This window comes from Arthrobacter sp. FW306-1B-G06A (genome assembly GCF_058781765.1).
The window spans coordinates 1-13,788 of record NZ_JBYSXB010000067.1; the positions used below are offsets into that span (position 1 = coordinate 1).

Consider the following 13,788-nt stretch of genomic DNA (forward strand, 5'->3'; position numbering starts at 1 on the left):
CCACGCCACACCGCCGCCCCGCCCGACCTGCCCCCAGGCAGGCGCCAGTTCTCACCATGATTTCCACCGACAGGTCCAGGAGTTCCGCATGACCCGTTTGTTCAATGAACCCGCAGCCTTCGCCGACGAGATGATCGAAGGTTTCGTCGCATCGCACGGCCGCTGGGTACGGCGCGTCTCCGGCGGCGTGGCCCGCAGCACCCGGAGCACTCCCGGCACGGTAGCGCTGGTGATCGGCGGCGGTTCGGGCCATTACCCGGCTTTCGGGGGGCTCGTCGGCCAGGGCCTGGCGCACGGCGCAGCGATGGGCAACCTCTTCGCCTCGCCGTCCGCGCAGCAGGTCTACAACGTGGCCAAGGCGTCGGACAACGGCGGTGGCGTGCTCCTGGGCTACGGCAACTACGCCGGGGATGTCCTGCATTTCACCCAGGCGCGGGAGAAGCTCCGCAAGGAGGGAATCGACTGCCGCAGCATCGCCGTGACGGACGACATCTCCTCCGCCCCCGCAAGCGAGATGCACAAGCGCCGGGGTATTGCCGGGGACCTGACGGTCTTCAAGGTCGCCGCCGCAGCCTCCGAGGCCGGCTACACCATGGACGACGTCGTGCAGATCGCCGAACGTGCCAACCACCGCACCCGTTCCTTCGGCGTCGCGTTCACCGGGTGCACGCTGCCCGGCGCGGAGCGGCCGCTCTTCACCGTCCCCGAGGGCCGGATGGCGGTGGGCATGGGAATCCACGGCGAACCAGGCATCGGCGAAACGGACATCCCGACGGCGGATGAGCTCGCCGAGCTGATGGTCGCCAAGCTCCTTGCCGAAATCCCCGAGGGTGTCCAGATCAGTGGTGCCCGCGTCGTCCCGATCCTCAATGGCCTGGGCAGCGTGAAGTACGAGGAACTGTTCGTCGTGTACCGCCGCGTCGCGCAGCTCCTCGCTGAGGCAGGACTCGAGGCTTTGGATCCGCAGGTGGGCGAGCTCGTGACCAGCTTCGACATGGCAGGCACATCCTTGACCCTCTTCTGGCTGGACGAGGAACTCGAACAACTCTGGCTCGCACCGGCCGACGCCCCGGCCTTCCGCCGCGGCGCGGTCACGGCCCAGGCGCTGGCGTCCGACGACGGCGGGCTGGCCGACGTCGAACTTTCCATCCCTGCCGCCTCGGCTGAGTCCCGCGCGGCCGCCGTCCGCGTCCTCGCCGCACTTGGCGCCGCCAAGGACGTCGTCGACGCGAACGCCGAGGAACTTGGCAGGATCGACGCGATCGCCGGAGACGGCGACCACGGCATCGGCATGGAACGCGGAGTCCGCGCCGCGGTCGAAGCCGCGGCAGACGCCGTCGTACGCGGCGCCGGTGCGGCCACCACCTTGCACTTCGCCGGGGATGCCTGGGCCGATAAGGCCGGCGGAACCTCCGGCGCGCTCTGGGGCATGGCACTGCGGGCCGTCGGTGACGCTTTGGGCGACGCCAACGCGCCCGACGGCGGTGCTGTCGCCACCGGCGTGGCAGACGCCGCCGCGGCCATCATGAACTTCGGCAAAGCCAAGGTGGGCGACAAAACCTTGGTGGACGTCCTGGTCCCGTTCCGCGACGCCCTCGAAGCCGGCGTGCAGGACGGCCGGTCCTTGACGGACGCGTGGGGCACCGCCGTCGTGGCTGCCCAACAGGCCGCCGAGGCAACCGCGAACCTGCTGCCGCTGATGGGCCGCGCCCGCCCGCATGCCGAGAAGAGCTTGGGCACCCCGGATGCCGGAGCAGTCTCGATGGCCCTGATCGTCAAGGCGATCCACGAGTCCCTCCTCCAGGAGAACACGATCGAAAACAGCATGAAGGAGACAGCATGAGCACCAAACTGCGCCTGGTCATCGGATCGGACGACGCCGGATTCGAGTACAAGGAAGCCCTGAGGGCCGACCTCGGGGCCAGTGAACTGGTCGAATCCGTGACCGACGTCGGGGTGGATGCCGTCAGCCACACCCCGTACCCGTCCGTGGCCATCGCTGCTGCCGAGCTCATCGCCGCTGGCAAGGCCGACCGTGCCCTGCTGGTATGCGGCACCGGGCTGGGGGTGGCCATCGCAGCCAACAAGGTCCCCGGCATCCGCGCCGTCACCGCCCACGACAGCTTTTCCGTGGAACGGGCCGTCCTGAGCAACAACGCGCAGGTCCTCACCTTCGGACAGCGCGTCGTCGGCCTGGAATTGGCCCGCCGCCTCGCCAAGGAGTGGCTCACCTACACGTTCGACGAGTCCTCAGCCTCCGCCGAGAAAGTCACGCTTATTAAGGACTACGAGGGTGTCACTTCCTGCTAAGCCCGCCGTCGGCGGGACGAATGAGAAGGCGATCATCGGCGTCAGCCTGAAGATGTATTTCGGCTACGAGCGCACGCTCGAATACTGCCGGGAAGTGGCGTCCATCGCGGCCGCGCATCCCGCGGTCCGGAGCGGCGAGGTCGCGTTGTTCGTCCTGCCGGCCTTCCCCGTTCTAGCGGACGCCGGCCGACTCCTCGAAACGTCCGGCGCAGGCACGGGCGCGCAGGACATCTTCTGGGAAGACGAAGGCGCATACACCGGCGAGGTCAGCGGGAAGATGGTGGCCGAGATCGGCGGCAGCTACGTCGAAATCGGGCACGCCGAACGCCGCAGGATCTTCGGCGAGGACCACCGGGTCATCGGGCTCAAGACCGCGGCAGCCTACCGCAACGGCCTCACCCCGGTTCTGTGCGTCGGCGAACTGAACTCCGGTTCTGCCGAAGAGGCCATCGCCCATTGCTCCGCCGAGATCGACGCCGCCCTCAAGCGGGCGCAATCGCTCGGTCCCGCAGGCCGGACCATCGTGGCCTACGAACCGCAGTGGGCCATCGGCGCGCCGGAACCCGCGACGCCCGAATACATCAGCGCCGTGGTCCGCGGCCTCGACGAGCACCTCCGCTCGTTGCCGGGACAGGCCGGGAGCCGTGTCATTTACGGCGGCAGCGCGGGCCCCGGGCTGATCAGCCAGTTGGACATGTCCGTTGCCGGCCTGTTCCTCGGCCGCTTCGCGCACGATCCGGAAGCCCTCAAGACCATCCTGGACGAGGCTGCCGCACGCCTTGTTGGGAAAGGGGTGACAGTATGAGCTCGACCATCGGCCTGAGCAGCTACGCGTTCTTCTGGCAACTCTCGGACGCCGTCTCGGCGCCGCTGAGCATCCACGACGCGCTGGCCTGCACTGCGGACCTGGGCGTCGAGCTGTTCCAGATCTGCGACTATGCTCCCCTCGAGCACATGTCCGACGACGAACTCGCCGCCGTCCGCTCAACCGCGGACTCCCTCGGCATCACGCTGGAACTCGGCACGAAGGGCATCCGTCCGGAGCACCTGCGCAAGTTCCTGTACATCGCCCGGATCCTTGGCTCGGAGCTACTGAGGACAATGTTCAACGTCCCGGGCCACGCGCCCGACGCCGACGAAGCCACCGCGATCTTCACCGAGGTCCTGCCGGCCTTCGAAACGGCAGGCGTGCGGATCGCCGTCGAAACCTACGAACAGGTGCCTACCGCACGGATCCTGGACGTGATCCGCCGGGTGGACAGCCCGTACCTCGGGATCTGCAGCGACCCCGCCAACACCGTCGCGGCGCTGGAGATGCCGCGCGAGGTGATTGACGCCGTCGCGCCCTATGTCCTGAACATGCACATCAAAGACTTTGCGTTCAGCCGCAAGGAGGGGTGGGTCGGGTTCACGTACTCCGGCGCGCCGCTCGGCGAAGGCCTCCTGGATTACGACTACATGGCCGGCAAGATCCAGCCCTCGCAAAGAAACATCAACCAGATCGTCGAACACTGGCTGCCCTGGCAGGACTCCGAGGCGGAAACCATCCGCCTCGAAAACCAGTGGACCCAACAAAGCCTCGAATTCCTAAGGAGCAAGTGAAATGTCAGCAGAACAATTGACCGTCGCCGTTATTGGAGCCGGTGGCAAGATGGGGATGCGCGTTTCCGCCAACCTCCAGAAGAGCAGCCACACGGTCACCTACAGCGAGAACTCTCCCGCCGGCCAGGACCGCGTCCGCGCCGAGGGCCGCGAGATCACCGCAACGGATGACGCCGTCAAGGGCGCCGACGTCGTCATCCTCGCCGTGCCGGACACCGTCCTGGGCATCGTGTCCGAAGGCGTCGTCCCGCAGATGAAGCCCGGCTCGATCCTCCTTACCTTGGACCCCGCCGCCGCCTACGCCGGACTACTGGCCAAGCGCGACGATGTCGTCCAGGCCGTCGCGCACCCGTGCCACCCCTCCGTGTTCCTTGAGCGGACCACCAAGGAAGAATGGGCCGACACCTTCGGCGGCCAGGGCGCCCCGCAGAACGTCGTGGCAGCGATCGACGAGGACGCACCCGCGGCAACCCGCGACGCAGCCGAGGCGACCATCCGCACCATCTACGCCCCCGTCATCGACGTCCACTGGGTCACCGTGAAGCAGCTCGCCATCCTGGAACCCACCCTCGTGGAGACCGTGGCCTGCATGATCGGCACCCTGCTCAACGAAGCCCTCCACGAAACCGTGCACACCGCCGGCGTCCCCGAAGAAGCAGCCAAGGCCATGCTGTTCGGTCACGTCCAGATTGCCCTGACCAACGCCCTGCGCGGCTCCAACCCGTTCTCCGAGGCCTGCGAAATCGCCATCCAGTACGGCAAGGACACCATCATCAAGGACGACTGGAAGAAGATCTTCGACGACTCCGAGCTCGACGGCGTCATCGCCAAGATGCTCAAGCTGGACGCCGTCAAGCGCTAGGCGATTCATCACCACCCGCGAGATGGCAGTTCACGGCAATTACTGACGTGAAGTGCCATCTCGCGGCGCATTCCAGGGGTTTACTGCCCGCCCCGCGCCAGCCATCATGAAATCAGGCGCAGGACTTCGCCGACCGCTACAGCACGGCCGCTCCTTGCGCAGCGGAGGCGCAGCGACATGTCACCCAGGATCGAGCCCGCGGACCACGCCCTGGGAGGCACTGCCCCCGGCGCCCCGGACCGATTCCTGACCGACTACTACGAACACGTGGCCGATGATGATGTCCGCAACTACACCACGGACACGCTCCTCGAGCGTGCCCGGTACCACCGCTCATTGGCTGAACGGCGGGCTCCCGGGCAAGCTGTGATCGGCGTCCTGAACGAGGCCGACGCGAGCCTCGTAGCGATTGTCACCGAGGACATGCCTTACCTCGTACCGTCGGTCACTGCGGAAATCGCCAGGGACAACGCCTCCATCGGGCTCCTGGTCCACCCCACTTTTACCGTCACCCGGGATCCAGCCACCCACCGCCTGACCGACGTCCGCCGCGGCCCCCTGCGGACCGGACTGCCGTCCGGCCTCGAGCCTTCCGTCCCGGTCACCCCTCTGGAGCACGACGACGGCCGGCCGCTCGCCGAGGCTTGGATCGCCGTCGAGATTTCCCGGCTTCCGGACGAAACGAGTGCCGAACACCTCGTTGAACGGCTGCAGAGCGTCCTTGGCGATGTCCGGGCCGCGGCGGAAGACGCGGCTGCCATCCACCAGGAACTTGCCGACGAGATCGGGGGTTTGGCGGGTTTGTCCGGCGGCGGGGAGGTCCGGGAGTTGCTGCGCTGGCTGGACGACGGGAATTTCGTGTTCCTCGGCTACCGCGGCCGGAGGAGTCTCGGACTGCTCCGGAAGGTGGCGGCCGACGCGTCCGAGGCCGGGCCGCCCGAAGGTGGGCCGTCCGAAGGTGGGCCGAGCGCAAAGCCCCTCCTGACGCTCACCAAGTCGACGCTCCGCTCGACGGTGCTCCGGCGTGCCTACCTCGACGAAATCACCCTGGGCGGGGCTGACAAGATCGGCGAGCGCACCTGGGTCGGCCTTTTCGCTCCCAGCTCGGCGTCCCGTTCGGCACTCCAGATTCCCGTCATCCGGGACACTGTGGACGAGGTACTGCGGACGTTCGGCTACCCGCCGGCATCACACCGCGGCAAGGAACTCCTGGCCGTGGTGGAGGCTTATCCGCGCGACGAGCTCTTCCACATCGACGCCGGGCAGTTGGCGGAGCACGCGCGGGACATCTTGCGCCTCCAAGAACGGCACAGCACCCGGTTGTTCCTTCGTCCGGACTCGCATAACCGCTTCATGACGGCATTGGTCTTCCTGCCGCGGCAGCGCTACAGCACGGCCGTCCGGCTCAACATTGAACGCGAACTTCGCGAGGCCTTCGGTTCCGGGGCCATCGAGTTCGAGCTCCGCCTGGGCGAATCCGCGATGGCCCGGGTGTTCTTCCGGGTCCTGTTGCCACGCGAGGGGGCGCCCGCCGTCGTCGACCCTGCGGTACTGGAGCAGCGGATTATCGCCGCGACGCGGTCCTGGGCGGAAGGCCTGGACGAAGCCTTGCGGGCAAGGTTCCCCGCAGACGAGGCCGCCCGGCTGTCCCGGCAATGGGCTGCCGCCTTTCCGGCCAGCTACAAGGCCGATTACGAGGTGGAAGACGCCGTTCAGGACATCGTCCGGTTCGAGGGTTTCGCGCCCATGGACGGGGACCAGGCCGACGGCGACACCGCGGACCCGCTGCTCACCGTCTACAGGCGCCAGGGAACCGCTGTCCTCGCCGAGGATGCGCGGATTCGGCTCTATTTGACCCGCCCGCAGAGCCTGAGCCAGATTCTGCCCCTCTTCCACAACCTAGGCTTGCGCGTCCTGGACCAGCGGCCGTTCGACGTGCAGCGTGCCGACGGGCGGTCCTTCTTCCTTTACGACCTTGGCCTCGTGTATCCGCGTGGAGTTGATCCCGTGCGAACGGGCGAGCTCCTGGCCGCTTCGTTCTGTGCCGCGATGCGGGGAGATGCGGAGTCCGACGCCTTCGATGCCCTGGTCATCCGGGAGGGGATCGACTGGCGGCGGACAGCCATCCTGCGCGCGTATGCGAAGTACCTCCGGCAGCTGGGGAGCACCAATTCGTACGGGTTCATCGCGGATACACTTCGTGAGAATGTGCGGGCAACCCGCGCTCTGCTTTCGCTCTTCGAGGCGAAGTTCGATCCGGACCGGTTCGACCCCGATCTGTTCGATCCTGAACTGCGGGCGCCGGCGCCCGCTGACAAGACGCCTGCTGAGCAGATGGCGGCTGGAAGCGACCTGTTCGAAACGGACCGCGGCAAGTACAGCTCGCGGACGCAAGCCACCAACGCCGCGCGCAAGGAACTGGCCGAAGCGATCGACGCCGTACCGGTCCTCGACGCCGACCGCCTGTTGCGTTCCCTGGCGAGCCTGGTGGAGGCCACCCTGCGCACTAACTTTTACCTAAACAAACCGTATTTGAGTTTCAAGCTGAACCCCTCCTCCATCCCGGCTGCACCTGCACCCCGGCCACAATTCGAAATCTGGGTCTACTCGCCACGCGTGGAAGGCGTCCACTTGCGGTTCGGCGCCATTGCCCGCGGCGGCTTGCGTTGGTCCGACCGCCGGGAGGACTTCCGCACGGAGGTCCTGGGGCTCGTGAAAGCCCAGACCGTGAAGAACGCCGTCATTGTTCCCACCGGAGCCAAGGGTGGTTTCTACCCCAAACAACTCCCGGACCCCGCCGAAGACCGGGCGGACTGGCTGGCCGAGGGCCAGGAAAGCTACCGGATCTTCGTTCGTGGACTACTGGACATCACGGACAACCTGGTTGCCGAACGCGTCGTCCCGCCGGCGCGCGTGGTGAGGCACGACGGCGACGACTACTACCTCGTGGTGGCCGCGGACAAGGGCACAGCCACGTTCTCCGACATCGCCAACGACCTCGCTTCAGAGTACGGATTCTGGCTGGGCGATGCGTTCGCGTCCGGCGGTTCCGTGGGTTATGACCACAAGCAGATGGGCATCACGGCCCGCGGCGCCTGGGAGTCCGTGCGGCACCATTTCAGCGAGCTGCTCATCGACTCCCGGGCCGAGGATTTCACCGTGGTGGGCATCGGCGACATGAGCGGCGATGTGTTCGGAAACGGAATGCTGCTCTCGAACCACATCAAGCTGGTGGCGGCCTTCGATCACCGGCATATCTTCCTGGATCCCACCCCGGACCCGGCCATTTCCTTCGCCGAGCGGAAACGGCTCTTCAAGCTCCCCCGCTCATCCTGGGCCGACTACAACCCCGCGAAGCTCAGTCCCGGTGGAGGAGTGTTCTCCCGGGCCGACAAATCAATCGGCATCACCGAGCCTGTCCGCCTCGCCTTGGGATTGGAGGAGGGCACGACGGCGATGAGCCCGCCTGAGCTGCTCAGGGCCGTCCTCACGGCCCCCGTCGACCTGCTCTACAACGGTGGGATCGGCACCTACGTCAAGGCTTCCGCCGAGACGCATGCCGACGTCGGAGACAAGTCAAACGATGCCATCCGGGTGGACGCCGCCCAACTGCGTACCCGGATCATCGCCGAGGGCGGCAATCTCGGCATCACCCAACGCGGCAGGATCGAGGCTGCGCTGGCTGGAATCCGCGTAAACACCGATGCCATCGACAACTCCGCCGGCGTGGACTGCTCGGACCACGAGGTAAACATCAAGATCTTCCTGGACCGGATGATCGCCGCAGGCAAGATGTCCCCCAACGAAAGGACGAAATTCCTGCACTCACTCCAGGACGACGTGGGGAGGCTCGTGCTGAAAACCAACGTTGACCAAAACGTCCTCCTCCTCAATGACAGGCAACTGGTCCTCGAGTGGAGCCCGAGCTTCGAACGGACCATGGACTGGCTCGAGTCAGCCACGGACCTGGACCGGGAGCTCGAATGCCTGCCGACAACCAAGGAAATCCAGGCGCGAGTAAGGACCGGAGTTGGACTGACCTCACCTGAACTCGCAGTGCTGGCGGCCTATGCGAAGATCGAGCTCGCGCGGGAACTGACGGAGGGCGGGCTCGCGGACGATCCATGGTTTTCGAAAACGCTGCGCGACTATTTTCCCCGTCAGCTCTCGGAACGGTTCGGCGAGGACCTCTCCACGCATCCCCTGCGCCGCCAAATCGTTGCCACTGTGGTTGCCAACGACATGATCAACCTCGGCGGCATAGCCTTCGCGTTCCGCGCCATGGAGGAGACCACGGTTTCGGCGGCAGCGGTGGCGCGCGGATTCGTGGTCATGCGCCGAATCTGGGACTTCGATTCGGTCACTGAAGCCATCGCGCGGGTACCGGCAAGCGTCCCGAGCGAACATGGATGCGCCGTGGCCCTGGACATGCGCCGGCTCCTCGACCGGTCCACCCGCTGGTACGTCACCCACGATTTCCGCGACAAGCCCATAGCGGACGCCTTCGCCCGGCTCGAGCGGCCCATGGCGCTGATGCGGGCGAACTTCACGCGCTTCCTGCACGGGATCAACCTGCAACACTCGTTGACGCGCCTTGCCCATTCGGATTCAGTGGGCTTGCCACACGAGCTGGGCCTTCGAGTCTCGGAACTCCTGGTCAGCTACGGCCTTTTGGACATTTCCGCGATTGCCGAGGAATTGCAGGAGCCCGTTGAGGACGTCGCCGAGGTGTACTTCGCCGTGTTCGAACGGATCTCGGCTATCCCCCTGTTGGAACACATCACGCTGTTGCCGCGGGACACCCACTGGGAGGCCTTGGCGCGCGCAGCCCTTCGCGACGACATGTATCTGGTCCTTGCCGACATGACCAAGGCCGTGGTCCGGCACACTCCCCGCTCCCCCGAGGCAAGCGCCGACCCCATAGGAAGGATCCAGGATTGGGAACGCGGAAACATCGAACAACTCGCCCGCATCCAGGACACCATCAAGGAAGCGATCAAGCCCGGCCCGGTGGATATAGCCGCACTCTCCGTGGCCGTGAAGCTCTTGCGAGTGATGGTACGCCGGTGATCCAGATCCCAGAATGACAGACATCCGACGACTCTTTGCTATCTTTTATGCAGGAATTGCCGCTCCCCAACGCGGCATCCTGCAGAAGGAGGCCCCCAATGAGCACTGCCACGATAGAAAACAACGAGATCCATTTGTCCTTTGCGTCCGTCGACGAAGTCCATGCCGGACTCGACGAAGCCGTCAGCACGCTCATCGAAGCCGCTGCCGAAGACGGCCGCTGCGGGATCCTGGTGACCCGCCGGGAGCCCGGAAGCTACACGGTCGCCTTGGACGAGTCCGTCCCGTTCGGCCAGACCCGTGAGGTCCTCGCCGCCTAAGGACAGACCCTGAAATAGGTACAGACAAGAAAACCGGAGCTTGTTTTCCAGACCACGCCAAGACGGCGCGGAATGGGAAACAAGCCCCGGTCCTTTAACCCGGTTTTTGCGGAGTCCCTACACCCGGCGCAACTCCACACCGTCGGACTTCATGAAAAGCTGTTTGGCGGCTTCATCGGCGCCAGGTCCTGCGGGTTCAAGCCACACAACGTTGCCGCTGCCCGAGACTTCCTGCACCTCCCCCGCCGCGACCACATGTGCGTGCCTTACGACTTCGATCCGCTCCCCCACCTTCAACGTTCCCCAGTTGGAAACGACGGCGGACTGTGCGATTCGCCTGGACAGGACTGTCCCGCGTGCCTTCATTGAACTTCTACCCCTTTGTGGATGTTCGTTGTTTTCAGTTGTAAACGGATATTCCCCGGCAGGCCCACGACATCGTCGGCGTGGACATGCCGTACCCCATAAGTTCTACTACACAGAAAGCGCCCCGGGGCACGTATTGCCAAACATTTCCGGGGCGCTTCCTATTGTTCGCTCGAACAGTATTTTGTTCGGCGTCAGGCGAGAATTCCGACGGCGGATTCGGCGGCCGTCCGCACCTCGCCAGCGCCTACAAGACGGTCTGCCGCTTCCAGTTCAGGTGAGAGGAAACGGTCAGTTCCGGGACCGTCGACGACGCCGCGCAGCACCTCGATCACGGCGGTGCCGGCAGGCCCCGGAGTGAGTTCTCCACCGGACAGTTTGGTGCGGATGTCGAGGGCGCGGGCGCTCGTCACGAGTTCCACGGCCAGGACGCGACGCAGGTTCTCGATGGCCTTCCGGAGCTTGCGGGCAGCGTGCCAACCCATGGAGACGTGGTCTTCCTGCATGGCGGAGCTCGGGATGGAGTCCACCGACGCCGGGACGGCCAGCCGCTTGTTGTCCGAGACGAGGCCGGCCTGGGTGTACTGGGCAATCATGAGGCCAGAGTCCACTCCGGGATCGTCTGCGAGGAAGGCCGGGAGTCCGTGCGAGCGGGCCGGGTCCAGCATGCGGTCCGTGCGGCGCTCGGCGATGGAGGACAGGTCCGCCACGGCGATCGCCAGGAAGTCCAGGACGTACGCCACCGGGGCGCCGTGGAAGTTTCCGTTGGAGGACACGCGGCCGTCCGGGAGCACCACGGGGTTGTCGATGGCTGCAGCCAACTCGCGGGAGGCCACGAGTTCGGCATGCGTCACGGTGTCGCGGACCGCGCCGGCCACCTGGGGTGCGCAGCGGAGCGAGTACGCGTCCTGGACTTTGGTGTCGTTGACGCGGTGCGAAGCAACGATCGGCGAGTTGGAAAGAACCCGAAGCATGTTGTCCGCGCTTGCGGCCTGGCCCGGGTGGGGCCGCAGGGCCGCGTGCAACTCAGGCAGGAACACCTGGTCGGTGCCGAGCAGCGCCTCGACGCTGAGCGCCGCGGTGATGTCCGCCGTCGTAAGCAGCAGGTGCAGGTCGGCGATGGCCATCAGGAGCATGCCGAGCATGCCCTCGGTGCCGTTGACGAGCGCGAGGCCTTCCTTTTCCGCGAGGACCACCGGCTCGATGCCGTGCGCGGCGAGGAGTTCGGCAACCGGCTTCTTTCCGGCGGCGCCGTAGAGCTCGCCGTCGGGGCCGGTGGCTTCGCCTTCGCCCATCAGGACCAAAGCGCAGTGGGACAACGGAGCGAGGTCGCCCGAGCAACCCAGGGAGCCGAATTCACGGACTACCGGGGTGATGCCGGCGTTGAGGACGTCCACCATGGTCTGCAGGACCACGGGACGAACGCCCGTGCGGCCCGAGGCCAGGGTCTTGGCACGCAGGAACATGATACCGCGGACCACTTCGCGCTCCACGGCCGGGCCCATGCCTGCGGCGTGGCTGCGGATGAGCGACTTCTGCAACTGGGTGCGGAGTTCATTGGGGATGTGGCGGTTGGCCAGGGCGCCGAAGCCCGTCGAAACGCCGTACGCCGGAACTTCGCTGTGCGCGAGGCCGTCGATGTGGGCGCGGACCTTGGCAACAGTGTCCAGGGCTTCCTGGGAGATGGTCACCTTGGCGTCGTAGCGCGCGACGGCGACGACGTCCTCCGGCGTGACTCCGCTGGAGCCGAGGGTAACGGTCAGCGGTTCGTGGGTTGTTAAAGTCATTTTTCCTCGTTCTTCCCAACTAGCTCGCAGTTGTTGTCGTTTTGGGGTCCCATAACGACATCTAGTGCGAGTTAGTTGGGGGTGTGGGGTCTGGTTAGCGGGTTTCTTCCATGGGGATGCGGACGCCGCGTTCGTGGGCGACTTCGATGGCGCGGTCGTAGCCGGCGTCGGCGTGGCGGATGACGCCCATGCCGGGGTCGTTGGTGAGGAGGCGTTCGAGTTTCTGCGCGGCGAGCTCGGTGCCGTCGGCGACGGAGACCTGGCCGGTGTGGATGGAGCGGCCGATGCCCACGCCGCCGCCGTGGTGGATGGAGACCCAGGTCGCCCCCGAGGACGCGGCGGTCAGGGCGTTGAGCAGGGGCCAGTCGGCGATCGCGTCGGAGCCGTCCTTCATGGACTCCGTTTCCCGGTAGGGCGAGGCGACGGAGCCGGAGTCCAGGTGGTCCCGGCCGATCACGATCGGGGCCTTGACCTTGCCCTCGGCGACGAGCTGGTTGAACAGCAGCCCGGCCTTGGCGCGTTCCCCGTAGCCCAGCCAGCAGATCCGGGCCGGGAGGCCTTCGAACTCGACGCGTTCGGCGGCGGCGTCGAGCCATTTGTGCAGGTGGGTGTTCTCCGGGAACAGTTCCTTGATCGCGGCATCGGTGACGGCGATGTCTTCGGGGTCCCCGGAGAGCGCGACCCAGCGGAACGGGCCCAGTCCTTCGCAGAACAGCGGCCGGATGTAGGCCGGGACGAAGCCGGGGAACTCGAACGCCCGGCCGTAGCCGCCCTTGCGGGCCTCGTCGCGGATCGAGTTGCCGTAGTCGAAGACCTCGGCCCCGGCGTCCTGGAACTCGACCATGGCCTGGACGTGCCGGGCCATGGAGGCCTGGGCTTTCTTGGTGAACCCTTCCGGGTTCGCTTCGGCCTCGGTGTGCCACTCGTCCACGGTGATGCCTTCGGGCAGGTAGGAGAGCGGGTCGTGCGCGGAGGTCTGGTCCGTCACGACGTCGATGCTGATCTCCCTGGCCCGGTGGCGGGCCAGGAGTTCGGGGAAGACTTCGGCGGCGTTGCCGACGTAGCCGACGGACCAGCCGCGGCGCTCGGCCTTGGCGGCCTGGACTTTGGCGATCGCGGTGTCCAGGTCGGTTTCGACCTCGTCCAGGTAGCGCTTGCCGACCCGGCGGCGCAGCCGGGACTCGTCGACGTCCACGATCAGGCAGGCCCCGTCGTTCAGGGTCACCGCGAGCGGCTGGGCCCCGCCCATGCCACCGCACCCGCCGGTCAGCGTCAGCGTCCCCGCCAACGGGCCCTCCGTGGAACCCTCCGGGGCCGGAGCCGGGTGGCGGCCTGCGGCGGCGAGTTTGTTCCCGACGGCGGCGAAGGTCTCGTAGGTGCCCTGCAGGATGCCTTGGGTGCCGATGTAGATCCAGGACCCGGCGGTCATCTGCCCGTACATCATCAGGCCCTCTGCCTCCAGGCGGCGGAA

At 66.3% G+C, this 13,788-nt stretch carries 10 protein-coding genes; 7 read left to right on the forward strand and 3 right to left on the reverse strand.

The genetic code is table 11. From position 1 onward, the window contains the following. Positions 1-88 precede the first annotated feature (88 nt). The 7 genes from AC3WJM_RS22355 (at position 89) to AC3WJM_RS22385 (ending at position 10,164) form a co-directional block, all read left to right on the forward strand. Positions 89-1,843: a dihydroxyacetone kinase family protein gene (locus tag AC3WJM_RS22355; protein ID WP_492272987.1), complete on the forward strand. Its 1,755-nt coding sequence runs from the start codon at positions 89-91 to the stop codon at positions 1,841-1,843. Beyond that, positions 1,840-2,310, forward strand: coding sequence for a ribose-5-phosphate isomerase (locus AC3WJM_RS22360; protein WP_492272988.1), 471 nt, complete (start codon positions 1,840-1,842; stop codon positions 2,308-2,310). The genes AC3WJM_RS22355 and AC3WJM_RS22360 overlap by 4 nt, the downstream gene beginning before the upstream one ends. Further along, entirely contained in the window at positions 2,294-3,115 is an 822-nt protein-coding gene (locus AC3WJM_RS22365) for a triose-phosphate isomerase family protein (RefSeq protein WP_492272989.1), read from the forward strand. The genes AC3WJM_RS22360 and AC3WJM_RS22365 overlap by 17 nt, the downstream gene beginning before the upstream one ends. Then, the gene (locus AC3WJM_RS22370; RefSeq protein ID WP_492272990.1) at positions 3,112-3,912 is read left to right on the forward strand and encodes a sugar phosphate isomerase/epimerase family protein; all 801 of its coding nucleotides are present in this window, start codon (positions 3,112-3,114) and stop codon (positions 3,910-3,912) included. Before AC3WJM_RS22365 ends, AC3WJM_RS22370 begins: the two co-directional genes overlap by 4 nt. Before the next feature lies 1 nt (position 3,913). Beyond that, the gene (locus AC3WJM_RS22375) at positions 3,914-4,774 is read left to right on the forward strand and encodes a phosphogluconate dehydrogenase C-terminal domain-containing protein (RefSeq protein WP_492272991.1); all 861 of its coding nucleotides are present in this window, start codon (positions 3,914-3,916) and stop codon (positions 4,772-4,774) included. Positions 4,775-4,951: 177 nt separating this feature from the next. Further along, on the forward strand, positions 4,952-9,844 hold the full coding sequence (locus AC3WJM_RS22380; RefSeq protein ID WP_492272992.1) for an NAD-glutamate dehydrogenase: 4,893 nt from the start codon (positions 4,952-4,954) through the stop codon (positions 9,842-9,844). A gap of 98 nt (positions 9,845-9,942) precedes the next feature. Beyond that, a complete protein-coding gene (locus AC3WJM_RS22385; protein ID WP_059388456.1) occupies positions 9,943-10,164 on the forward strand; it encodes a hypothetical protein in 222 nt (73 codons plus the stop codon). A 117-nt stretch (positions 10,165-10,281) separates the two neighbouring features. On the opposite strand, the gene AC3WJM_RS22390 is transcribed toward AC3WJM_RS22385, so the two are convergent. The 3 genes from AC3WJM_RS22390 to hutU form a co-directional block, all read right to left on the reverse strand. Then, positions 10,282-10,530 (reverse strand): hypothetical protein, encoded by a 249-nt coding sequence (locus tag AC3WJM_RS22390; protein WP_059388455.1) that lies wholly within the window; start codon positions 10,528-10,530, stop codon positions 10,282-10,284. Positions 10,531-10,724: 194 nt separating this feature from the next. Continuing rightward, entirely contained in the window at positions 10,725-12,317 is a 1,593-nt protein-coding gene (gene hutH / locus AC3WJM_RS22395; protein ID WP_492272993.1) for a histidine ammonia-lyase, read from the reverse strand. A 94-nt stretch (positions 12,318-12,411) separates the two neighbouring features. Further along, positions 12,412-13,788, reverse strand: a 1,377-nt coding sequence (hutU, locus tag AC3WJM_RS22400; protein ID WP_492272994.1) for a urocanate hydratase, incomplete at its 5' end; no start/stop codon positions are given.

Coding starts and splice junctions, on each gene's coding strand:
- AC3WJM_RS22355 (WP_492272987.1), top strand. CDS start 89: ATGACCCGTTTGTTCAATGAACCCGCAGCCTTCGCCGACGAGATGATC.
- AC3WJM_RS22360 (WP_492272988.1), top strand. CDS start 1,840: ATGAGCACCAAACTGCGCCTGGTCATCGGATCGGACGACGCCGGATTC.
- AC3WJM_RS22370 (WP_492272990.1), top strand. CDS start 3,112: ATGAGCTCGACCATCGGCCTGAGCAGCTACGCGTTCTTCTGGCAACTC.
- AC3WJM_RS22375 (WP_492272991.1), top strand. CDS start 3,914: ATGTCAGCAGAACAATTGACCGTCGCCGTTATTGGAGCCGGTGGCAAG.
- AC3WJM_RS22380 (WP_492272992.1), top strand. CDS start 4,952: ATGTCACCCAGGATCGAGCCCGCGGACCACGCCCTGGGAGGCACTGCC.
- AC3WJM_RS22385 (WP_059388456.1), top strand. CDS start 9,943: ATGAGCACTGCCACGATAGAAAACAACGAGATCCATTTGTCCTTTGCG.
- AC3WJM_RS22390 (WP_059388455.1), bottom strand. CDS start 10,530: ATGAAGGCACGCGGGACAGTCCTGTCCAGGCGAATCGCACAGTCCGCC.
- hutH (WP_492272993.1), bottom strand. CDS start 12,317: ATGACTTTAACAACCCACGAACCGCTGACCGTTACCCTCGGCTCCAGC.